Here is a 24,045-nt window from a genome sequence, read left to right on the forward strand (position 1 = left end):
AGAACAGCAAAATAGTGTCCCCTAGTTCCCTTCCCCTGGCCCTAGTCGCAGATTTGGTTTAAATAGTGCCCCGTAGTTCCCCTCACTCGCCAACAACACACCCTTGAGGAACGACCGTCCCCGCCAGATGTACCAAAGCACCAAAGCACCAAAGTCAGCTGCCCACCAAAGTTTTAGCTTCTAACAAATGCCACAACAAGCTTTTCTGAACATGCATTCTGTTCTCAGCTTGCTGATAAATAATAGAGTGCTCCGACTCAATCAAATCCTCTTCGATTTCATAGCCGGGATGAATGGGCATATCGTGCATGATATAAGGAGAATATCCGCTTAAATTTTGCTTATTAATTTGAAACGGCATCATAGTGCGAATCCTTCTATTTTTCTCCTCCTGATAGTCGGCATCATAAAAATGCTCCATATCAACCCAAGTGTCGGTATAAATAAAATCCGTTCTGCTAATAGCCTCAGACATACTGCTCAAGGTTTCAACGCACCCACTTGCATAGGCCGTACGCATCAATTCCTCATCCCATGAAGCCTCATTCACGATCGGAGTTACTAAAAAAAGTTTAATGCCTAATGTCACACAACCTGCTACCAAGGAATTGGCAACATTATTATGGATTCCTACATAGGTTAACGTTACGCCATCAAAGCTGCCTTTTACCTCGTAAATCGTCATCAAATCAGCTAATGCCTGACACGGGTGGTATTTATCGCAGCATCCATTAATGACAGGGACACTCGAATATTTCGCTAACTCCAGTAAATCAGCATGCTTCTTTAATCGAGCCATGATAACGTCACAGTTTCGTGAGGCATAACGAACTTCATACTGAATTGGGGATAGGCTAAAATTACTCGAATCCCAATCCATGGTTACAGCGTAACCGCCCATTTGATTCATGCCAGACTGGAAAGACAGATTGGTTCGTGTCGACGTTTTTTGAAAAAGCATGAATAACCCTTTTCTTTCAGATGAGTGGTAAAAATCCGTTGGATTGCGCTTGATTTCAATCCCTTTTTGAATAATGGCTAACAAAGTATCCTTATCGAGTTCTTTTAAAGACAATAAATGAGGAGTCACGCGATCACCACCATGTATATTAATACAATAAAATGAATATAAATTCATTTTATTGCAGGAATAAACCGGTGTCAACGGTTGAATCATTACAAGCAATCCTACTCCCCTACCATCGTCGGTGATTGCAAATGGAATCAACTCCCCGCTGCCTCAAAAATCACCGGCTGATCCCCCAGCTTCATTTTAACCGAATAGTAGTGCTCCCCTAGTGGAGACCTCTCCACATGCCCACCAGTAACTGTGCAGGCGCGCACCCAATCCGGCAGCTTGACGACGATATCCGTCTCCCGGTTAGCAGTTAGCTCCGCTCGGAACATCCCTGACTCGGTGTCCCACTTCATAGTGACTTTGCCCGTATGAAATCTCCAGCGGGACAATTTCCCTCGCTTCAATCTTCCAGGCAGCGCAGGCAGCAGCTTGATTATTCCCGGCGATACCTGGAGCAGCATCTCTTGAATGGCGTTCACCCAACCCAGATTGGCATCGAGCTGCACGGGCGCCGTCGGCATGTTCATCGACAGCCCCATCCCCCGCCAATCATTATGCAGGGTGAACAAGTTGGGCAGCAGGGTAGCTCTCGACATCATGTCCAGACAGTCCAGCGAGGCGTCACCATCGCCAAACCGAGCATACATTGCGGCCATGTGCGCGAGTGACCAACCGGTTTGCGCTCCGATCTCTCGTTTTCTCACGGCCGCCTCAAAAGCTTGAAACAGGGCGGAATCCGTCTCCCTAGTCACTTCGTGCCCTGGAAATACAGGATACAGATGCGACAAATGCCTGTGAGCGTACCGGTCCTCAAAATCTGCATGCACCCACTCACTCACCGCACCGTCACTGTTCACCCTATAGTCAGGCAGACGATTCAGCATGTCCTGCCATTCCTCGACTTCCTTCCCGGCATCCCCAACTGTTTGAACCGCCTCTATCAAATGTCGCAACAATTCCTTCAAAATAGCGATATCCATCGTCGCGTTTATCGCTGTAGGCATCGGATGCGCCAGCGGCTTGCCGTCCTTCGGCATATAATTGAGCGGTGTATTTTCCGGTGAGACAGAAGGGTAAATCTTGTATTGGCCCCTTTCGTCAAGGACAAGGAAATCTTTATAAAATTGCAGGGCTTCTCTCATGAACGGCAGCGCTCGCTCTTCCAGGAAGCCGGCTTCTTGCGTAAACTTAGCGTGTTCAACATAATGTTGTGCCAACCATCCAGCAGCTCCCGTCCAGTTTAAAATAACCGGTACGATCTGACTGGGAACTCCGACGCCTGCTGTCGTGCCTGCCGGTATGTAGATTCCCCGGCAGCCGTACAGCTTGCGGGCATTATCGCGGAAATCCTCCATCAGCGACTCGTAATACCGGAAAAGCGAAGGGACCAGCTCGCTTAATCCACCGACATGCGCATGCCAATACATCATTTGGATGTTCTCGTTAGCCATGTTATGGCTCCAGACCAGACGATAGTCTCCTCCCCATAATCCATACAAACCGAAGGGCTCAGCCTCCTCCGCCGTTGAGGTGCCGCTAAGGAATAAATACCTGCCGTAAGCCCACATTTTCCGGATAAGAGTCTCAGAAGCTTCTCCTTCATAGGCATCCAGCAGCAACCGCTCGTTCGAGCGCGAGTCCGGCTCTTCATCACCCAGAACAAGCTGCGCCGAGCGATAAAGCGGTCGATGCAGCGCGACATGCCGTTCCAGCAAGCCTTCATAAATAGCGCCAGCACCCATTTCCTCATCACGAAGCAGATCGGCAAGCTCCAATTTCAAACGAGGCCAATCTTCCGCTCGCTTCCCATGTGTAAATACTTTAACGAACACAAGCACTCGACTTGCTCCCATGAAACGGATTGCGCCATCTGCTCCAGTGGCTTGTCCGCCATCCGTTTGTCCGCCTTCCTGCACAACCCTCAGCACAGCTCCAAAATCAGTTCCGTCATCGTTAGCTGCCGAATACCACGCATAAGCTTCATCCGCCCCTGTTTCCACGGAGCTCTCCAGCTCCTTGTACTCCGGCGTGTCCGCCCAGCGGTCGCTTGGATGAAGCTGCAAACCGATTTCGCCGGTTATGCCGCTCCCCCCTACTCCGTTAATCGCATATACGATGCAATTATCGGCACGGGAAACGAACAGTTTCCGCTTATACCGGCAGTCTCCATCATTCCAAGCTACCGTTATTTCGCCGCTATCCATATCAAGCGTGCGGCTATACCCGCGAAAAGCCTGCTTGCTGGGCATCGTCAGACGGATGGCGGCCAGTGGAAAACGGGAGGCCAGCTTCGTCCCGTATCCCTGCTCTTTCAGGGCATTCGCCAGCTGCCAACTCGCTTCCTGATAGCGCCCCTCGTCCATCAACTTCCGCGTCCGCTCAAGCGTGAAGCTGACATCGGGAAGCTCATCTCGTTGTCCCCAGTGCCACAACTTCGCATGGTTCAGCAGCACCGTTTCCTCCTGAACACCACCGAATACGGACGCGCCAAGCACGCCGTTCCCGGCAGGCTGCGCCTCGCGCCACATATTCCGCCACCAGGAGGCCGGGTAGCTCATCGTCAGCTTATCTTCGTTACGATTTTCCAGTTGATCCGGCATCTTATTCCTCACAAGACTCGCGCAGCTGCTCCATCTCAAGTGTGGCAAGCAGCAGCGGAGCAACCCCCATCAACACATCGCTTACGATCGCTTCGCTTAAATAATACGCATAAGAGCCGTCACGGTATTTTCGGCCGCCAAGGCCCGCACCATGACAGATCTGATGCAGATGCACACCCTGCTCATCTTCCGTCACGAAACGCTGCAGGATACCTTCATAAGCTCGCTCTACGACACTCCGGTCGATTTCCGCCAAATAGTGCAGCCTGATTCCCTTCGCAATCGCATAAGTCAACATGCAGGAGCCCGACGACTCCAGATAGTTCCCTTGTTGGCCATTGCAATCCATAACCTGGTACCAAACGCCGCTTTCTTGGTCCTGCGCACGTACAACGCTATTGGCCATCCTTTCAAAAATACCCATGAGCTGCCCGCGTTTCGGGTGCCCGATTGGAAAATACTCAAGCGCGTCCACCAGCGCCATGGCATACCAGCCCATGGCCCGTCCCCATACATGTCTCGATTGGCCTGTTCCGCTGGCGCACCATCGCTGCTCTTGGGTTTCGTCCCAAGCATGATGCAGCAGACCCGTCTGCGGATTGCGCGTATGCCGCTCGACCAGCAGCAACTGATGAGCGGCCTCATCGAACCAGCTGTTGTCTTGGAAGGTGTGGGCATATTCAGCCATAAAAGGCGAAGACATATATAAGCCGTCCAACCACATTTGGAAGGGATAGATTTTTTTATGCCAAAATCCACCTTCACTCGTACGGGGTTGACCAACAAGCTGAGTGAGCAGCAACCGCGCCGCAGCCTCATATTTCGCTTCGCCTGTTTCCCTCCATAAACGGAAAAGGTTTTTTCCTTTATTAATATGATCAAGGTTGTAATCGTTAAGCTTGTAACCGCGTATCGAGCCGTCTTCTTGAATAAATACGTCCATATGCCGCTTGACGAAATCATGATATTTCGCATCGCCCGTCCAATCCCCCAGCTTATCGATGGCTGCAAGCGCCATTCCAGCGACATATCCCCATTGGTTGGCCATTTTCGGGTGGTAACCGTCTTGACTCTGCGACAAAATCGCTTCGCCGACCTTGACGGACATTCGTTCGATTTTCGTATCCAGCATGGAAGCCTTCATGGCTTATGCCCCCTCTCGCTTCATTTGTTATGGCGTGAATAACGGCAATACGGTAAAGTCCTCCGGGACATGAACCAAATACAAATTCCCATACCCGTTTTTGTCGCTCGTAAATAGCACACGCTTGCCTTGCGCATCAAAACGCGGATGGGCATGCACTTTCTGCGAATGAAAGCTGCAGCGCAGCTCGCACAGCATGCGAGGTCCGTTGTAAACCCCCTCCTGTTTTTTCCATATGCTCAGCGTCTTCACCGCACTTTTGCCGTCAACAATGGCTTGCCCCAAACCGTCTGCATACCCATGCCACGTATCAAAATGAAAATTCGTTTCTTCCAGCTCTGTATTGTCATACCGGATGCTGCCGAAGAAATTCGTTCCGTTCGTACGGAACCCGTGGTAGCCAATCGTTACGCCGTCAGGATAAAAAAATTCGTGGCCGACCTTCTCCTCCGGCTCAAGACGCTCACGAATTTTCCACGCTTTGCCGGTGCGCAAATCCAGTCCCCAAATGCGATGATCAACCAAGTGCCAAGGTCCCTCATGACAAAAAGTCATCAGCCAAGGCTCTTTGGGAGACGCATTGATATGCGTAATAAAGCGATGTGCTTCATAAATGGTTTCTGCGCCTCCATTCACTGCGTCAATGCGTATGATCATGCTGTGGGGAGCCGCTTCCATGAGTTCTCGATGTCCCACATAACCGTTGCCGAGATCCAGTCGAATCCGGTGCGATAAGTCTTCTTGGACACATGTACAGACATGCCGCCCATCGGCGCTGGCGCTTACATTACCGAGGTGATATCCCTGTGGCGCTTCATAAACCACTTTTTCATCGAAATCTCCGAGTAAATCCAGGCGAATAATCCGCGTTCCGAGCTTAATGTATACAGCGCTCCCATCCGGCAGCAAACAAGCATCGATATGATCATTTCCCGGGTAATTAGTCAGCTGCGTAATCTCTCCGCTCTCCACATGCATGCTGTACAAATTGGTGCTGTTGCCACGATCCGAGACGAAGATAAGACGCTGTTCATCATCATACCAACCGCTTTCCGTAAAATATAAATGATGGCTGTGTGACTTGTAATCCGTCAGCTGTATCACTTCAAGGCCAGTGAATCGGTCGGTTGCCGATTTGCGTTCCGAGGGCCATATTGTTCCTTTTCCCATACGCTCTCCTCCTGATTATTCATTTCGTTCAACCTGCAAGTTGACTTACAACCAAGGCTTTAATCCATCCCATTTCACGTTCCAGCTGCCATCCTGCGGAAAACCCGGGTTATTCAAATTCGAGCCACCTTCCCAGCCGGCAGCCATCATCGCAACAGCCGTCAGTAACCCTCCGTTACCTGGCAAATACGCTGACAAACCCGGCCGTTGATAGTTATGACCATTGGTTAAATACGTATTTTTGGCAGCATCCATCAACAGGAAGTCGACGGCCAGATCCGGTTCACCAAGCCTTGCCGCCGTCATGGCGCACATTGGGAAGTCCCATCCCCAGGCGGATCCCCATTTCCATACCTCTTTCACCTTCAACAGCGTGTTAAGCATCACTTCGCGATCAATCATCGTGCCAGGTAAAACGCCAAGCGCACCGAGCATGGAGGGATGATCATGATTCTTAGCTGTAAAAGTATCCGGACACAGCTCATGGGCCAGATACACCCCTTCTGCCTGCGGAGGAGCGGCCATCATCCTAGCAACTTGCACCCACTTTGCATCAGGTTTCTCTTGTAACAGTTCCGCCCAACGAATCGCGATCTCCAGGCCATATTTCCAGTACTCGAGCTCGTACGGAGGATTTTTACTGCCTGCAAGCGAGTGGCACTCCTGCGCCGGGATTAACGGCGGGCCTAGATCAAAGACTTGCTTCGCTTCGTCCCAATGCGCATAAGAGACCATGAAATCCGCCGATTCATAAACAATATCGCGGAAACGCTCCAGCAGCTCTCTTGTCGGCTGAGCTTTATAACATAACTCAGCGAGCGTCATCGGGTGCGGCTGCTGCCAGATCAACCCTGGCGCGACAGGCGAAGGGCACGGTTTTCCTTCAAAGTCGACCATTTTGGGCCAGCGGGCGCCTTCATATCCTTGCGATTGAGCGAGCTCGCGAGCAACCGGTAAGATCCGGCTGTACCAATCCATGCTTTTCAGCAAAATATGTTCCCTTCCCCACAATGGAAAATGCGCTCCATGCCACCAATGCATCTCCAAGTGGGATTTGCCGAACCAGCTGTTGTACATAAGTCCTGTCTCTTGCGGCGGCAAGGAGCCGCCACTGTGCATAGCACACAGGAACTGCGACAGCACAACGCGTCGTTCAAGCTCATAGGCTCTGGGGTCCGAGCTGCCAGAGAAATCGATTGCCGCCCCGCCGAGCCAAAATTGCTCCCAGTGGAGTTTGCTTGCTGCCATCGTCTCTTCAAATGACGGCGCTGTATGTGCCGATTCTGGAGCAAAAGTTACAGAAAATTCAATTAATTTAACTTGCTCTGATGGAGGGAGCAGCGTGAACTCATGCGCTCCTGTCCGCATAAGGCTGCCGGCACTCCATGCCCAGCGCACCTCGTATTTATCTTCGTCCATCGTACGTACCAACAAGGCTTCGCTGCCGCTGCCTTCGCGCAGTTCCGTCCTGTGCCTATCGTCGTTCTCCCAGTCAGGAAATACAGCCTTCGCCCAGCCTGTATTCGTCATATCGGGCGCCGGGAAACGCATGAACACTTGCAGCCGGCCTTGTGCAATTAAACCGGATTCCACCCGCACAGCCATCGCATCAATGGAGGGATGGCAAGCTGTGGTAACATGAACCGGGACGCCTTGAATGGCATACGAGCTAGTCAACACGCCCGACCAGAGATCGAGCTGCTGGCTGATCGGCGTCACATCGGCCGCTTCCGCCACTTCACCCGATTCCAGCAGGAAGCGAAAAGAAACTCGGCCTAATTGCAGGCGATGCGGGTTCATCCTCAGCCAGTGATAAGCCTCCGCCGTACTCCCGGGTTTCATCGGGTAACCAACCAGTCTGCCATGCGTTTCGAACATTTGGTATTCAACATCTTGATCCGTAAATCGATTTCGACCGCCCGTATAGTGCCAACCCCAATTGGACTGTGTGCCAAGCGGTACCTCATATTGATCCGGGAATGACTGTAGTCCGGTGATGTCCGCACTAAAGGCGAATTCGCCGTTCCCTACGGAAAATGGGGACAAAGGGTCCCATTTGTTCAACTCGGGATTATGCCGTTGTACGATCTGTCGTCTGTCCATAGTTCCTCCTAGGTTCGCTTATCCGATTCGACTGACGCAACTTGTCTATTCCAGCATCGCGTCCGTACGGGTTCTCATCATATCCCGGTATTTGCCCGGGGTTATATTCTTGAATTTGCGGAAGCTTCGAATGAAGCTGTTCTCATGCTGGTAACCAACCATGACCGCAATGTCCGAAATCTTGTTTTCGGTCTTCAGCAGCAGGTCCGCCGCACGTTCCAAACGCAGGCGCGTCAAATAGTTATAGATCGTTTCTCCCGTTTCCTGCTTGAAAATCTGACTTGCCAAGCTGCTGCTAATTCCCACATCGTCAGCAATCTCCGGAATCCCGATGGTCTCGCTCAAATGCTGCTTCATATACTCAATCATGCGGTGGCATGTAATAAAATCCTTGCTTTGAATGAGTTTGTGGAAGCGCTGAACCAACGGCTGAACCCGCTTACAGAGATCCTCTTGGATATCCCCCAGATGAAAGGTATAGTAGCTCTCGAACGCGCTGCCCTCCGCACATTCGTCATCAGCCTGCCATAACTGCTCTATGCGTTCAAGCACAGCCCGTAAAAACGTTAAAGCCGCTGATGGATACCCGTATTGGCTTCGAACATCGGAGATTAGACGTTCAACCGCTTCCAGCGATCCGGTTTCGTCCCCCGATTCAATCAATTGCGAAAGCTCTTCCAGCTTTCCTTCATCCACGACCGTCTCCCTAACTTCATGCCCCGATACTTCATGAAACGGGATAATCTGCCCATAACCTTGATACAGCCGGTAGTTCAGGGCATTCTCCGCTTCCAGCATCGCCTGGCGCAGCCGGGCAACTTCCGTTTGAGGGGTACTTACTCCCACCGAAACGCTGAACTTGAGCAGTCTGGAAACTACCTCAACAGCTTCCTCCAGCTTGCGCTCAAGCACGGTTCCCGCTTCAAGCGGTTGTAACAATATCGCCATCTTGTCTTTGCCAAAATCGGCGCATACAACCCGCCACCTCTGCTCGAACAGCTCGGCGACGATGTTCGCCATGGCGAACTTTAATAACGATTGATCGTCGCCCGTGTACTTCCGCGACCAATCCTCATATCGGTCGATTGAAATGACCGCTACCGTAACAGGCTCAGATGACCATTCGCCAAAGTAACGATGCCACTTTTCCTCAATATCCCGCTTGCCGGTCAAGTTCCCCGTGTACATATCGTATAGCAGTTTGGATGAAGCCTCTGACATCGTTTCTCTGACGAGCTGAGACAGATGGGCATGGTTGCTAAGCAGTTCACCGGCCAATTTCTCCAAATCGATGCCTTCGGGATTCATGGACTTGCGGTCGTAGCTGCTAAACAGCTGCATCAGCCTGCGGGCCGGTCGGAAAGCAGCGGCATTAATATAGAAAATCGTCGCGCAACCGAGCGCCAGCGCAGCTACGGAAACGGTCAACACGACATTGCGCACCTTCTTGGACTTAGCTAGTAAACTGTCCTGCACGACAATGGATACGTATTTCCAGCCCGTTACTGGCGAAACAAGCTGATTCACCAGCAGTTTTCGGTACTGATGGGTAATGTCACTGCTGCCATCTTCCCGAAGTTGAGCCAACGCCTGTCGAATCGACTCCTGATCGAAATCATAGTTGGAGACCGCGTACAGGATCTCATCATGCTCGTCGATGATGTAGCGCATCCGATTTAAATTATTGAGCACGGGAGGATTCAGCTTAGCGAACAATTCCTCATCCTTGAGATTGACAGTGACAATCCCCTTAAACTGGCCTTGAATCATAATTTTACGAAACAGCGTAACTTCGGAGCCCTTTCTACCCGCGCCTTCCGGCACTTGACGTTTTTTGATGACCGTCATCCCGTCGCCGAACTCGTCCACCACGTTAATCCAATCCGAATCGTCAAAGTTCAGCTTGTTCGAGCTGTAGCCCTGCGGAATCGCAATGAAGCTCCCTTTTGTCATGTCATACACATAGATGCTCTTGATATATTTAGAATTGCCTATTAGGGTTGACAGCAACTGATAAATGTCCGATATGTTGGCGTACGAATTCTGCACCTCACTGGTCAGAAACTTATAAATATTGGTGTTCAATGCAACCTGAATGGCAGCCTTATCACTCTCTTTGATCGCGTCATCAATGACGTTCATATTCAATTGAAGCATTTGGCGCTGCGGCTCGCTGAGTTCTTCCTGCAGGACAGACTTTGACGTATAGTAGGATGTCAAGCTGACGGCCAGAATAATGAGAAACACCGATATGGTTAAAATGAGTACGAGCCGGGTCTGCGTATGGGCTAAATTGTATTTCAGCCACTTCTTCAAGGATTGCGTCACGTTAGAGTTCCCACCTTATTAGGAGATCTTACCATTATAACGCGATCTGTTCCCTCGCGACACGATCCTTTCCAATGATTCCCTCTCATTCTCACTCTTGAACACCTCAGCTTTTCATACCTAAGCTGTTCATCATGGCGTTCGCTTCAATGCCGGCCAAAAGCACAATGCCAATCCCGTGTGTGTCATTCAAGTTCCAGCCAAGCTCATGCTTATAATAAGCGTTCGAGTAGGACCAGCTGGAGCCTTTGCATACGCCGTACAAGTTCCCGTGCTTATCGATGACGCGAGCGCATAAGCCATTCCAGCCGGACATCACCGCCCGAGTGAATGCTTGTGGCTCCAGCAACCAACCGTGCCGCACGCCGAGTGCAAAACCGTACATGAACATGGATGTACACGATGCTTCCTCATATGACTCAGGATCTGTCAATACCTGGTGCCACAGGCCGTTTTTGCCCTGCAGCCGGAGATACCCTTCCGCCAACTCCCGGTAAAAGCGAAGGATCTCCTTGTAGCTGGAATGCCCTTTCGGCAGCGCTTGCAATAACACGGAGAGCGAGAAAAAGACCCAGCCGTTTCCCCGCCCCCAAGTCGTCAATGACGGCTTGCAGCTGCTTACGTCATACACATGAGACATGATTTGCTGCTCAGGCATATATAAATACTTTTTATACAAAAGCAGTTGACGGGAAGCTTCCTCTACATATCGCATATCCCCGGATAGCTCGCTATAACGGCATAGGAACGGCACACTCATGTACATATCATCGCACCACATCGTGTTATGCATACTCGGGGATACGCCGATACGTCGGTAAAGCGTTCCGTCTTCCAGACGATCCTGTACATTCATAATGTAATGGGCGATGTCGTCTGAAACCGCACGCGCTCCCTTCAACTGCCGTAACCTGTTCGCTAGAATAGCAAGTGCTCCGAAAGACCCACAGTCATCCAGGCTGTCAATATGCGATAACTGATTATTTAATCCTGCCGCTCCAAATTGCTTCCGATCCCAGAGGGAATACGCATAGGTTGACGTCGCAAATTCCACGTGACGAGTTACGTAATCCGTCATGTCGCTGCGCGCTAGCAAACGGCTTGTCTCTAGCAGCCCGAACAAGGTTACGCCAAGCGGGTAGTTCCAACGGCCGAAGAGCTCGTTCTCCAGAAAGGGTCTAACGAAAGCTTCAGGCTCATTCGTTGTCCAGAACACCTCACCTGAAGAGCCGGCCGCAACCGTATCCATCTTCATGTAGTCATTAGCTCGCAGCTCGGCGTCAGCAGCGAAAGGCCCCAGATGCAGCCATTTGCCTGCATAGCCATGGACTTTGACCGGCGAGTGCAGTACGGCATTCGTCAAATTCTCATGCAGCTGAAACCCCCAACTCTCCTCACTGCACGTGCTGTATGCCACGAGGCTTCCGCTTCGCCGGCACGATTCTAAATTAAAACTGAACGAACCTGCCCCGGCAGCTTCATAAACCTTATGTCCATTCCAAATGAAGGTTACAGGGCCATAGGCGACCCCCGATATGGTAACAGGACCGGTCATCGCCGGGTCGACTCGGACGGATGTCCAAGAGATAGCCTTTAAACCCGGGGACAAACCGTAGAGTTGTTCCAACCGGCCTTGCCAGTCACTGGTGTCTGCGCGCTTCGGCAGCCAAGACGCCGCACCACTTACTACTTGTTCACTCATCGTCGCAGCTGGCATTTGTGGAAGCGGACTATCCATCGGAGACGTATAGATCCAGCCCTCTTCCCCCTGACGCTCTAGTGAAGGCGCAAGAAAGGTATAGGGCTTATTCTTGCGATTGCCAGAGCCAATTTCCGCTCCGCATCGTCCATCTGCACGTTGGCCAAGCTCCAAAAGAAAATGGTTCCAGCCCCGCACCAGCCCAATCTTCAGTTTCAGCGGAGGTGCCTCTTCCGCTTCCTCTTCAGGGGCAGAGCCAAAACGCTGCTCCCCGTTGTGGTACAATCGGACAGGCCCGAGACATCGAAGCAGAAAGATAAACTCTTGCGGCTCCTCGATCCACAGCTTCGCCCAGGCATATACACGCTGTCCCGCATGCATCTCCGGAAAAATACGTTCAATCGGAAACGAATACGTGTGATTTTCCAACTTGCGGATTTCACTAGCCCGTGTGACTCTGTATACCGGACCGTGAGGCGGATGCTCACCAATATAACGTTGAGCCATTACGGTCAGAACATGGGGAATGTTGGTTCCATCCGTTTGGGCGGCCATACTTTCCTCTGGATCTATATAGCGGGTTAAAGATGTCGTCATTGTCCTGCCACTCCTTTCCCGCTTAAACTGAGAGCCTTCTCCGTGAATCCTCCATGAAGCACTTCCTCAATGGTAACCGGACGGTGTTCCTTCACAGAGCGCCATACAGCTTCCCCAGTCGCCACGGAGAACGCGCCATCCACAGCTCCGGATAAAATTCGATAAGGCCGCAGACGATCTTCGCCCATAAATAAATCCTCCAGCAATAGCGGGTCTCCGCCTCCATGCCCGCCTTCTCGGTGCACGACATGGATCGTTTCCTTAGAGCCAAACAGCGGGAAATAATCGATGGTCTGCACCGGCGTCGGAAATGGGGTGCGGCTCGGCATATGATACTCCACCGACTCAAGTCTCCCCTTTGTGCCGTTAATAGCCAATCGATATCCCTCGTACGGCAAAGAGAAGTTAACCGAATAACTGAGGAGTGCGCCACCGTTATATTTGACCGTTGCTGCATAGGTATCCTCGATATCAATTTGTGAATCGAAAATACATTGATCAGGCCGATAGTCCGAGTAAGGAAACTTGCTTTTCACTGCACCCAGCGAATCTAGATGATCGTCCTGCACTTGAATATTTTTGCTCCGTGTGTTCCAACGTGAGTAGTAGTCGCATTCCGCCTTTAGCTCACAGGTCGTGCAGAAACGGCCATCCTCCTTCTTGGGGTTCGCTTCCCCTTCAGCTCCATAATAATTCAAGGCGCCATATGCGAACACCTCGACGGGCTGCTGCTCGATCCACCAATTCACCAGATCGAAATGATGCGTGCATTTATGGATGGATAACCCTCCGGACAGCTCTCTAACTCGATTCCAACGTTTAAAATAACTTGAACCATGATAGGTATCGAGATACCAATTCAAGTCAATCGAGGTAATCCTGCCAAGCTTGCCTTCCAGTAGCATTTCCTTAATTTTCGTATGAATGGGCGCATATCGGTAATTGAAAGTAACGGTGACCGTCCCTTTACTTGCTGACTCCGCCTCCAATACACGCCTTGCGTCCTCTCCTGTTGTCACCATCGGCTTCTCCGTGATCACGTCTAAATCATGCTCAAGGGCTGCTATAATATATTGCGCATGTGTATCGTCACGCCCAGCGACAATGATAACGTCCGGGCGCGTCTCTTCCACCATCCGGTCAAATTCATGCTCGCCGTAAGTACGGACTTCCTGCTGCTCTGGAAATCTCGTTCGAAACAGTTCAAAGCGAGCTTGGTCGCGATCCAGTAAGCCGACGAGCTCGCTTCTTGCGGAGAATGTCGACGTAATGGGCTTGGCGAACATGCCAAGCGCTCGACCGCTTACCCCGCAGATTGCATATCGCTTTTTCATGAGCTACATCCCCTTCTATGGCTGCTGTCATTAATCTTCTCAGCGCGTTCGGGCCCGCAGGAAACTGAACCGTCTCTGCGGGCACACCATACGCCGGATACGTTGTTACTTCTTCACTTTTGCGTACCATTCTTGGGCGCGCTGCGTGACCTTGTCGCCTCCCGATTTGTTCCAACGATCCACAAACTCATCGAATTTCGCCATCGGCCATTCACCGATCACAATTTTGGTCAAATATTCTTGGAAAAGCTTATGCGATTGAATATCCGGGAAACCTTCGTATACCGTGTTGGGCAGTCCGTCTCCTGCGATTCGTCGGGCATCCGCTGTATTGACGGTGAAAATATCCTGCACCATCTTCTGCATATTCTCTGGAATGGTTTCCTTGATCCGGATATCCATATCTTCTTTGGTCGTCAGGTTACGCATGCCGAGAGCAAGAGGGCGGCTGTCCTCTGGTGGCAGCAGAACCTTTTTGCCATTCACGACTTGATGTTGAAGTCCTTCAATCCCAAACCGGATGAACTCATCGTTGTTTGTATCATAGAAGAAGTCGAGCAGCTTCAGGGATGCTTCGGCTTTGTTTTTTGCTGCTGCAGGAATGATCCATTCCGGCTCCCCCATCGTTTTCATCGTAACAAAACCTTGGAAACCGTCTACTTTAGGCACGGGCATGCCAACGATATAAGCATCAGGAGCCCCCTTCAGCATCGCTGTATAGCGATCGCGCACACTTGCCGGGAGGTGGTACCAGCTGCCAACCAGATTATTGTTGATTTTGGCCTGCCATACGTCCCCTTTGTTAAGGAATGTCTCGTTATCGAGCAGCTTCTCTGCATACAACTCGCGGATATATCCGATAGCGGCCTTCATGTTAGGGGTAACGCCCGCATACTGAATTTTGCCGTCATACAGGTCCCACTCCGGACTCCCCTCCCACATGGCGACACCGTACATGCCAAACAGGTGATCCATCCATTTGCCGAATTCCCGGCCTGAGGTCGGCAGCTCGTCTTTTAAACCGTTGCCGTTTGGATCCTTGTCGCGGAAGGCCTTCAGTACTTCCTTATAATCAGCTGCTGTCTTCGGCATAGGCAATCCGACCTTATCCAGCCAATCCTTACGAATCATCGGTGCACGTTCAGGGACGAGAAACACCTTCGGCACATAATAAATATGGCCATCGGACGAGGCCGAACGAACGACATCCCACGCCTCCTTGGGAATGTTTTTCCATACATTAGGTGCGTACTTTGGAAGAAGATCTTCCAATGGCAGCGCTCCGCCTTGTTTGATCAACGTCTGCTCAATGCCGCCAATCGGACGAAGGATGTCCGGCAAATCGTTCGAAGCAATCATCAGATTGAGAAACTCTGTCGGTTCTGAGCCCGGAGGTGTGGTCGTCAGTTGATATTCTACACCCGTTTTCTCAGCTACATATTTGACGTGCGCGTTATTCGCATCCGGAATGGTGCCTACGCCCATATGACTTTTGAACACCTTTACCTGTACAAGCTTGCCGTTCTGGGCGGCGCCTTCCGCGACTGGGGTTTTGTCACCGGTTTGCGCACAACCCGCAAGGACTGTAACTGCAAGCAGCGAAGCCGCCGCCGTAATCGCTCCCTTTTTCCCGAATAAACGTTTCTTCATGCATGTATCCTCCCTTTTTATAGCACATCATATGATAAAGCCAGCCGTATTGCGGTCTTTACTCTTTCAGCGAGCCTAGCATGGAACCCTTTACAAAATACTTCTGCAAGTACGGGTATACTAAAATAATCGGCACTGTTGCGAACAGTATTGTTGCCGCTTTCAATGTTGTCGTATTGAAATCGTAATCGCCAAGGAACAGATTCACAGCAGCCAGTTCCTCCGGTGACTGCAAGTAAGCGCGCAGCTTCATTTGCAGCGGCCATTTGTTGGGATCACGGATGAACAGCACGGCTCTCTGGAAAGTATTCCAATACCCGACGGCATAAAACAAACTAACCGTCGCAAGCACCGGCTTGGATAAAGGCAGATAGATCCGGAACAAAATACCTGCATCGGTGCAGCCATCCATTCGCGCTGAATCATCGAGCTCCGCCGGGATCCCCATAAAAAACGTTCGAATAATAATCATGTTAAACGTTCCAATTAATCCTGGCAAAATAAGCGACCACAGGGAATTCATCATGCCCAGCTCCCGAACGGTCAGGAAAAAGGGGATCATCGGCGCATTAAAAATCATCGTAATGATCACAGCCAGCATAAACGGCTTGCGAATGAGAAATTCCTTGCGGGACAGCGGAAACGCTGTCAATACGGAGAACAGCATGCTCAGCAGTGTCCCAACAATCGTGATGTATAGCGTTACGCCAAATGCGCTCCATAATCCCTTATTTTGCAGGATATGCCCCCACGATGCCCAGGTAAATTCTACCGGTAGCAAGAACACTGTTTTCGAATCCGCCGCAAGGGGTGAACTGAGCGAGACCGCCAACAGATGGACAAGCGGCATCAACATCGTGCCTGCCGCTGCGGCCAGGAACAAATAGTTGACTACTTGAAAAACCTTTTCTCCATACGTCTGTTTCATCACCACAACCCCTGTTCTGTCTTTCTGGCCATTCGGTTAAAAATCCACAGCAGCGCGAAACCAATGACGGACTGGAATAATCCAATCGCTGTCGTAACACTGTACTGACCCTGCAGAACCCCTGCCCGATATACGTAAGTCTCAATAATATCACCCACGGAATACGTCATAGGCGTTAATAGGTTATAAATCTGGTCAAAACCAAGCTCAAGGAAATTGCCGATGTTCAGTAGAAATAACACCAGAATCGTAGGAAACAGGACCGGCAGCGTAATATGAAGCGTCTGCTTCCAGCGGTTCGCCCCGTCCATCACGGCCGCCTCATACAGGTTCGGATTGATACCGGCAATTGCGGCAAGGTAAATAATCGTGCCCCATCCGACTTCCTTCCAAATGCCCGACAAGACGACAATCGTACGGAAATAACTCTGCTGCTGCATAAACAAAATCGGCTCGAAACCGAACCATCCCCGGACCAAGTTCGCTACGCCTTGCGTGGACAATAGTTCAAAGACGATGCCTCCGACAACGACCCACGATAAGAAGTGCGGAAGATAGAACATGCTTTGTACGACCCGTTTGAACAGCATCAGCCTCACTTCATTGAATAGAAGCGCTAGAATAATCGGTGCAGGAAATCCGAACACGAGGTGATACGTGGCGATCGTCGCCGTGTTTCTTAAAACATGATAGAAATCTTGATACGTGAAGATGAATTTGAAATTATCCCATCCTACCCAAGAACTTCCCAGCATGCCTTTGAAAATTTGATAATTCTGAAAGGCGATGACACTTCCCATGAGCGGCACGTATTTAAAAATAAGGTAATACACGAGCCCGGGGATGATCATGAGATAAAGCATCCAATGCTTTCGCATATTTAGGAGATATCGATTTTGCGCTAACTTCGCATTGACATCTCTGTGCGTGATTCCGGGCTTAGCCTCCGTATACAACTTTGCCACTGTCGCAAGCCTCCTTCACGTCTAGTACCGCAATCTTACCCGCTGGGGAGATGCCATGACAATCGTTCAATCCTCTATGGGATGAACCGATCCGCGATTTGCACATTTTTCCAGGATTTGAGAGCGAGAGCAAGAAAGTGTTAGTGCAAAAATGTCTCAATTCGACGAATTGTGCATCCTTTGGAGCATCGGTTCATTGCTAACGAATCCTGCTAACACGTGAAAAAGGAGCTATTTCTATGAAATAGCTCCCTGTAGGTTTGCTGGGAGGAAGGGACCCTTGGAGGAGTTCATTTCTCCTCCGTCGTTTAGCTTGTTAAGAGCCTAGTAGGAGCGAATTTTGGGGGTGGAGAAAACCCAGCGCCGCTAAAAATTCAGCGTCACTGAGACATTTGGCGATGGGGGGGTAACCTCATACTAGCGTTAAGTTGGTCAACGATGCATCCTTGAGGAACTACAGGGCGCTAATCTAGCAAATTCAGCCCGTTTCCGCGTTTGAGCGGAACTACAGGGCATTATTTGATTACCTAATCCCGTTTTCTTTAAGAAAACGGACAAATAGCGGACCACAGTTCCCCTCCGCTCGAAAATGAGTTTATTTTGATGAAATAACGCCCTGTAGTTCCCCCTCGCTGGGGGCATGGGTTGGTGTGCAGGGAAGCTTCGCTTACTCCATAACCAAAAACAAAAGCCGCCGGATGATTCCGGCAGCTTTTGTTTTTGAGTTTACGCTGATTCTATTTTCCTATCACCTTGAAACCTTTACTTAAACACATTAATTTTTCTGAGAATCTTATAAATATCATCATAAATGATAATGTTACCTTTTGGATCGATAATAAATCTTTGCGGCGCAAGGCCAATTACGATCCGATTGGGCTCAAATCTCTCCAAATCAATATCTTCAGTACGAGTAGGAAGAGAAATATAATACGGAGTTGGCGTAGGGTCAAACGTATCGGTCTTGAAGTTATATACACCCTTATGGAACACGGCATCATCTAAATTAGCGTACTCTTCCAGTTTCCCTTTCACATCAACACGGTAGAATTTATTACCCGCCACTAAGTAGAAATTACCTTCATGCGCTATTGCGGTTTTAATATTGTCTACATTAAGGGTTGCCACACTGCTCGCTCCTACACCAGGAGTTACCAATTGGATCGTTTTGTTTTCCTGATCAAGCACATACAACTGACCTTTATCCATAAGTGAAGTTAGGTGGTGCGTACGTATACCATCAACACTAGTATGATTTGACAGAGCTTCTCCTTCATGTGCTGTATAGATAATACCTTTGAGCGAGCTGCTAATATAATAGGTCTGTCCATCATCTGACGGCTGAATGAAATCAAACTTGCTTCTCAATTTGCTAGAACTATCGTAGGCAATCAGTTTCACACTTGGATAAACTTGATAAGATACTGTTATTTCTTGGAGAAGATCGTTTCCCATAACAAAGATTTTATCCGAATTCCGATCGTAATATAAAGAGTTTGGAATGAATTCATCATATCGAAAATTCTGCGACAACCCCTGAGCATCCTTATATTTAAAATTGAAATCTTCTTTACTAAAAGTTAACAACAATTCTGTTTCTAATTCATTGCCTTTACTTAAAGTCATTTTCTTTACGGTAAAATCTTGCGGGGAACTTTCAGCTAAAAAGTACAAGTTGTTTTTACCATCTGTGGTCATAACTACGCCTTCTGAATAAGCCCCACTAAATGAATATTTAGAGTGATTAACGAATTGAGGAATTCTTACAATAGTTTCGTTCGTCAAATTATCTACTGTCGGCTTTCCCAGACGCTCTGCAGTTGGCTTTACGTTATCTGGGATTGTCGACACCGCGGGTACGCTCATAATACTAATCTCATGAGCTTGATCGTCAAAAGAAACGGTCTGATGGAAATTTTCTGCAATAAACCGAATTGGCACTAATGTCGTATCATTTTCAATGACTGGCGGTTGTTCCAAATTGATAGAAGCATCATTAACTTTTGCTGATGTGCTTCCGATTTTCATGATAATGTGTTGTGAAGCAAGCGTTAATTGCACACTCTGCGTGTTTCCATCCCATATAACCTCGGCGCCTAAAGCCTCCGTTACAATTCTCAGCGGAACCATTGTCGTGTTATTCAGCAAGTGAGGAGCCATTCCAAGTGCAATCGACTTGCCGTTAACTGAAGCTTGGGTGTCATCTAATTTAAGCTTGATGACGGTTTTGTCATTCGATACCGATGCCATAGTCGTTAAAGTGCCATAGTTCCAAGCAACTACAGAAATTAAAGCAATCAAAATCATTTTTCGCAAGTAGATCAGCATGTTGTTCTTCCCCCAAATTCCACATCCAATAAATTACCATAATTATCTATTGAATCTAGTAAAAAGACAATAGATTACAAAGTCTTTTATTACGCCCGTCTCTGTTTTTCCAAATACTTCAAATAAAACATAACTCCCGCTCTGTCTACACTGGAAAATTGATGGGGATCATCCTTCATTAGTTGTCTTAATTCATCTACAGCAATCCATCTCGGGTTCTTAGTTTCATCACCTGATTGCACTAACTCCCCTTGCACTTTACAACGGAAGTAGACGCCAACCGAATCAAAAGGGCCGTTCAGGGTCTGATAAGCCCCGAAGGGTTTTACACATTCCACTTCAAAACTCGGATCGATACCAACGGTATCAATTTTTGTATCCTCACCTTCAATTTCTACAACATCAAGACCAGTCTCTTCCTTTACTTCTCTAATAAGCGCTGCTATTAACGATTCGTATTGCTCTATTCTCCCACCAGGTAGTTCAATTCGTTGAGGTTCACCAGGTTTATTTCTTGTCTGAACGACAATTTCGATTGTTCCGTCTTGCATTCTTTCAATGATCGCACGAGAATTAACGAAGAACATCCGCCATCACAGCACCTTTCTTTTCTTTTTCTTCCATACTAGTTTCTAGATTTCCCTAATAATTCCTTCGCATCACAAATCACCTTTGACAGCCTCACTTTTATGGATCCTCATCCATTAACAGGAAAATGCCACCACAAAAAGCCTGTCACCCACAGTTCCAAAAGAACACGCAGATTCACAGGCCGAGTACATTTTAGCCGTCAGGCCATTCCAAAACGTTCTAACCCCCGCTTCGCATGCGCTTCAACTCACGCATTACCTTCCCCACTGAGCCGGAAGGTACTCCGAACGCCTCATGCATCGCACGATACTGGGCGTATAACCTGTCGTAAGCAGCCTTGTGCTCACGATTCGGACGGATGGACTGCTCCTTCGTTTGCCCCATCGCCCGAATACCGTCACTCAGGCTGTCGTAGCCGCCTGCATCGCTGCCCGCTGCAGCCGCTCCGCAGATAGCTGCGCCAAGAGCTACAGGTTGGGACGACTTCGCCACCTTGATGTCCAACCCCAGAACATCGGCAAAAATGTGCATCAGCAGCTTATTTTTTTGCGGAAGTCCGCCGCACGCATAAAGAGACTCTATCTGCACTCCGCTCTCTTCAAAGGTTTCGATAATCCGTCTTGTACCGAAAGCTGCCGACTCCAGCAACGCGCGATAGATCTCAGCGTGCGTTGTACTCAACGTCAGCCCGACAAGCAGTCCGGATAACGCTTCGTCCAGGATGGGCGAACGCCCTCCGTTCCACCAATCGAGCGCGAGCAGACCGGACTGACCTGGACTTAACTTACCCGCTTCACGCTCCAACCAGTTATGAACGCCTATTCCGTCGGCGGAAGCTTGACGCGTTATCTCTTCGGATACCGATGTGTTGACGAACCATGCGAACATGTCGCCAACAGCCGGCTGACCCGCTTCATAGCCGAACATGCCTGGCACTATGCCGTCTTCTACCACACCGTTAACCCCTTGAATGAGATGTTCTTCGTCGCCGAGAACCATGTGGCAGAGTGAAGTTCCCATAGCTAGAACCATACTGCCTGGCTCAGTGACACCACAGCCGAGTACGGCGGCATGTGCATCAATGATGGCAGTGGAAATAGCTGTACCTGGTAGCAAGCCAAGCTCTTTGGCCATCCGCGATTCCAATCCCCCAGCACGGGAACCAACGGACACTACGGCGCCAGCCAGCTTGGTTTGGTACAAACTTTCAAACCGCGGATCTAGTTGCTTCAGGAACTCCGTGGACGGGTAACCTTCCAGCTTGTGCCAGATTCCCTTGTAGCCTGCACAGCAGCTGCTCCTGGCCAGCTCCCCGCAAAGCTGCCAGACGACCCAGTCCGCCGCCTCCACGAAACGATCCGCCGCTTCGAATACAGCCGGTGACTGTTCGGCTGTCTCCAGCAGCTTGGGCAGAAGCCATTCCGAAGAGATGCTGCCGCCGTAACGGGGAAGGAAATCCTCGCCCCTCTCTTTGGCCAAATGGTTTATACGCTCCGCCTGCGGGGCCGCCGCATGATGCTTCCAAAGCTTGGTCCAGCTGTGCGGATCGTTCCGATACTCCTCGAAGAAGCATAATGGAACGCCATCCGCATTCACGGGCAGCACCGTGCAAGCGGTGAAGTCAATACCGATGCCGATCACAGACTCCGGCGGAATTTCCGCCTGCTGAAGCACTGCAGGGACCGATTGGCGAAGCACATCCAGATAATCCCCTGGATGCTGCAGAGCCCAATCCTTAGCAAGCATCACTTCCGAACCCGGCAGCTGACGATCGATTACACCGTGTGCATAAACCGTTATATGTGCTGCTATTTCCTCACCGGTCTGCACATCCACCAACACTGCCCGGCCGCTTTCCGTGCCATAATCGACGCCAATCGCGTACTTTTTGCCCCCAATTTGCATCATGCTTGCCCCCTCAACATTTCCATAGCAACAGATACACCTGCATAATCCCCAACCTGTTCCCCCAACCCGGCAGGCACGATCTCGCAAACATCTAAGGAGAACGATAGCGCCTCCTGCCTCAATGTTGCCATTACCAGGGGCTCCAGCAGCTTGTGCTGCCGTCCATAGATACTGCCAATTACAATTTTCTCCGGATTAAGCACATCAATTAACATAGCAATCCCTTGCCCCAAGCGGCGGCCTACCGTCTCATACACGTCAATCGCCATGGAATCCCCTGCTTCCGCAGCCTTTCCTACCGTTTCCGCCGTCAAGCTGCTCAGATCGTTCATTGTTTGGCAATAAGAAGGTGGTTTGCCCTCCTGAATGGCTTGAAGCGACATCTTGCGAGCAAGCTTCGCTATACCGCCGCCACTGCAGAAGCCCTCAAATGAACCCGCCTTGCCATATCCCCAGGGGCCATCGGCGTCCAAACGAACATGCCCTACTTCACCTGCCATATCATTCTTACCTACATAAAGCTGCCCGTTAAGGATCAGTCCCGCTCCCATTCCTGTACCGAAAGTAAGGAAGATCATATGGCGACAGCCTTTTCCCGCTCCAAAACGCCATTCGGCTAAGGCGCAAGCATTCGCATCATTCTGTAATCCGACTGGAACACCGTAACGTACATGCAGAGGAGATACGACATCAACATGATCCCAGCCGGGAAGATTCGGAGGCGAGAGAATGAGACCCGCTTGACTGTTAAGCGGACCTCCACAACTGATACCTATGGCTTCAGGTGTCCGATCTGGATAACGCATAAACATCGTATCAAGAGATGAGCAGATTTCACCAATCGCCATCTCCGGCCCGGATGGGGTCGAAAAGCTTATTTTATCCAGGAATACGACGTTATCCTTTTCTACAATGGCCAAACTCACTGCGCACTTTGTTCCACCAATATCGACTGCAGCAACAAGGGTCATTTTGGGAAAAACGCCTCCTCCAACATCAGGCATAACGCATGATAGATAGGCAGATGCCTCTCTTGAATGTCGAGGGTTTTCTCCCAAGGCACACATATCGTCACATCACATAGAGACTTCAATTTACCGCCGCTATCCCCCGTGAAACCAATGGTTTTCAACCCTTGCACCTTGGCAACCTGCAGAGCCCGAAGGATATTCGTGGAGTTGCCTGATGTACTGAATGCAATCAATACATCCCCTGAACGGCCGTAACCATACACTTGCTGGGCAAAAATCATTTCTGGATCAACATCATTGGCATAAGCACTTATCAAAGCTGAGTGACTTACGAGTGAGATCGCCGGCAGCGCCCCTTGGAGCCTAACAGCAAGATCCAACCCTTCTCCCGGAAATTCACGTTCAAAGCGATCGCTTACGGATGCGGATAAAGGCCTTTTGGAGATAAATCCCTTCATCAGTTCGCCTACAACATGCTCACAATCTGCGGCACTTCCACCATTACCACATAATAACAGCTTGTTTCCTTGATGAAACGAATGGTTTAGCAGCTCAAACCCCAATTCAATATCTGGTAAACAGCCTATTAATTCTGGATAACGTGTCGTCATTGAACTCAAAATAGCGTTCATTCCGTAGTACCCCCTTAAT

16 protein-coding genes are annotated in these 24,045 nt (G+C 49.8%); all 16 read right to left on the reverse strand.

Going from position 1 to position 24,045, the window contains the following annotated elements; all coding sequences use genetic code 11:
* Positions 1–154: 154 nt before the first annotated feature.
* The 16 genes from PCH02S_RS25820 to PCH02S_RS25895 all read right to left on the reverse strand — a co-directional run bounded on the left by PCH02S_RS25820 (position 155) and on the right by PCH02S_RS25895 (position 24,026).
* Positions 155–1,177 carry an ornithine carbamoyltransferase gene (locus PCH02S_RS25820; protein ID WP_246069254.1) on the reverse strand — a complete coding sequence of 341 codons (1,023 nt, stop codon included), beginning with the start codon at positions 1,175–1,177 and terminating at the stop codon, positions 155–157.
* A 47-nt stretch (positions 1,178–1,224) separates the two neighbouring features.
* A complete protein-coding gene (locus tag PCH02S_RS25825) occupies positions 1,225–3,678 on the reverse strand; it encodes a glycosyl hydrolase family 95 catalytic domain-containing protein (RefSeq protein WP_127456990.1) in 2,454 nt (817 codons plus the stop codon).
* A gap of 1 nt (position 3,679) precedes the next feature.
* A complete protein-coding gene (locus PCH02S_RS25830) occupies positions 3,680–4,822 on the reverse strand; it encodes a glycoside hydrolase family 88/105 protein (RefSeq protein ID WP_246069255.1) in 1,143 nt (380 codons plus the stop codon).
* Positions 4,823–4,849: 27 nt separating this feature from the next.
* Positions 4,850–5,992 (reverse strand): oligogalacturonate lyase family protein, encoded by a 1,143-nt coding sequence (locus tag PCH02S_RS25835; protein ID WP_127456991.1) that lies wholly within the window; start codon positions 5,990–5,992, stop codon positions 4,850–4,852.
* A 45-nt stretch (positions 5,993–6,037) separates the two neighbouring features.
* Positions 6,038–8,095, reverse strand: a complete 2,058-nt coding sequence (locus PCH02S_RS25840) for a glycoside hydrolase family 65 (protein WP_127456992.1) — start codon at positions 8,093–8,095, stop codon at positions 6,038–6,040.
* A gap of 45 nt (positions 8,096–8,140) precedes the next feature.
* On the reverse strand, positions 8,141–10,423 hold the full coding sequence (locus tag PCH02S_RS25845) for a helix-turn-helix domain-containing protein (protein WP_127456993.1): 2,283 nt from the start codon (positions 10,421–10,423) through the stop codon (positions 8,141–8,143).
* A 106-nt stretch (positions 10,424–10,529) separates the two neighbouring features.
* A complete protein-coding gene (locus PCH02S_RS25850) occupies positions 10,530–12,719 on the reverse strand; it encodes a glycoside hydrolase family 88/105 protein (RefSeq protein ID WP_127456994.1) in 2,190 nt (729 codons plus the stop codon).
* Complete coding sequence (locus PCH02S_RS25855; RefSeq protein ID WP_127456995.1) at positions 12,716–14,053, reverse strand: Gfo/Idh/MocA family protein; 1,338 nt, start codon at positions 14,051–14,053, stop codon at positions 12,716–12,718. Before PCH02S_RS25855 ends, PCH02S_RS25850 begins: the two co-directional genes overlap by 4 nt.
* 105 nt (positions 14,054–14,158) lie before the next feature.
* Positions 14,159–15,703: an extracellular solute-binding protein gene (locus PCH02S_RS25860; RefSeq protein ID WP_127456996.1), complete on the reverse strand. Its 1,545-nt coding sequence runs from the start codon at positions 15,701–15,703 to the stop codon at positions 14,159–14,161.
* Between the two features lie 58 nt (positions 15,704–15,761).
* Positions 15,762–16,631, reverse strand: coding sequence for a carbohydrate ABC transporter permease (locus PCH02S_RS25865; RefSeq protein WP_127456997.1), 870 nt, complete (start codon positions 16,629–16,631; stop codon positions 15,762–15,764).
* Positions 16,631–17,509 carry an ABC transporter permease gene (locus PCH02S_RS25870; protein ID WP_127457041.1) on the reverse strand — a complete coding sequence of 293 codons (879 nt, stop codon included), beginning with the start codon at positions 17,507–17,509 and terminating at the stop codon, positions 16,631–16,633. The genes PCH02S_RS25865 and PCH02S_RS25870 overlap by 1 nt, the downstream gene beginning before the upstream one ends.
* An 849-nt stretch (positions 17,510–18,358) precedes the next feature.
* On the reverse strand, positions 18,359–19,924 hold the full coding sequence (locus PCH02S_RS25875; protein WP_127456998.1) for a copper amine oxidase N-terminal domain-containing protein: 1,566 nt from the start codon (positions 19,922–19,924) through the stop codon (positions 18,359–18,361).
* A gap of 89 nt (positions 19,925–20,013) precedes the next feature.
* Positions 20,014–20,511 carry an NUDIX hydrolase gene (locus PCH02S_RS25880; protein WP_127456999.1) on the reverse strand — a complete coding sequence of 166 codons (498 nt, stop codon included), beginning with the start codon at positions 20,509–20,511 and terminating at the stop codon, positions 20,014–20,016.
* Between the two features lie 223 nt (positions 20,512–20,734).
* Positions 20,735–22,423, reverse strand: coding sequence for a ribulokinase (locus PCH02S_RS25885; protein ID WP_127457000.1), 1,689 nt, complete (start codon positions 22,421–22,423; stop codon positions 20,735–20,737).
* A complete protein-coding gene (locus PCH02S_RS25890) occupies positions 22,420–23,394 on the reverse strand; it encodes an ROK family protein (protein WP_127457001.1) in 975 nt (324 codons plus the stop codon). Before PCH02S_RS25890 ends, PCH02S_RS25885 begins: the two co-directional genes overlap by 4 nt.
* Positions 23,391–24,026, reverse strand: a complete 636-nt coding sequence (locus tag PCH02S_RS25895) for a D-sedoheptulose-7-phosphate isomerase (RefSeq protein ID WP_127457002.1) — start codon at positions 24,024–24,026, stop codon at positions 23,391–23,393. The genes PCH02S_RS25890 and PCH02S_RS25895 overlap by 4 nt, the downstream gene beginning before the upstream one ends.
* Between the last annotated feature and the right edge of the window lie 19 nt (positions 24,027–24,045).

The sequence above is a fragment of the Paenibacillus chondroitinus NBRC 15376 genome (assembly GCF_004000765.1).
Lineage (GTDB): Bacteria > Bacillota > Bacilli > Paenibacillales > NBRC-103111 > Paenibacillus_E > Paenibacillus_E chondroitinus.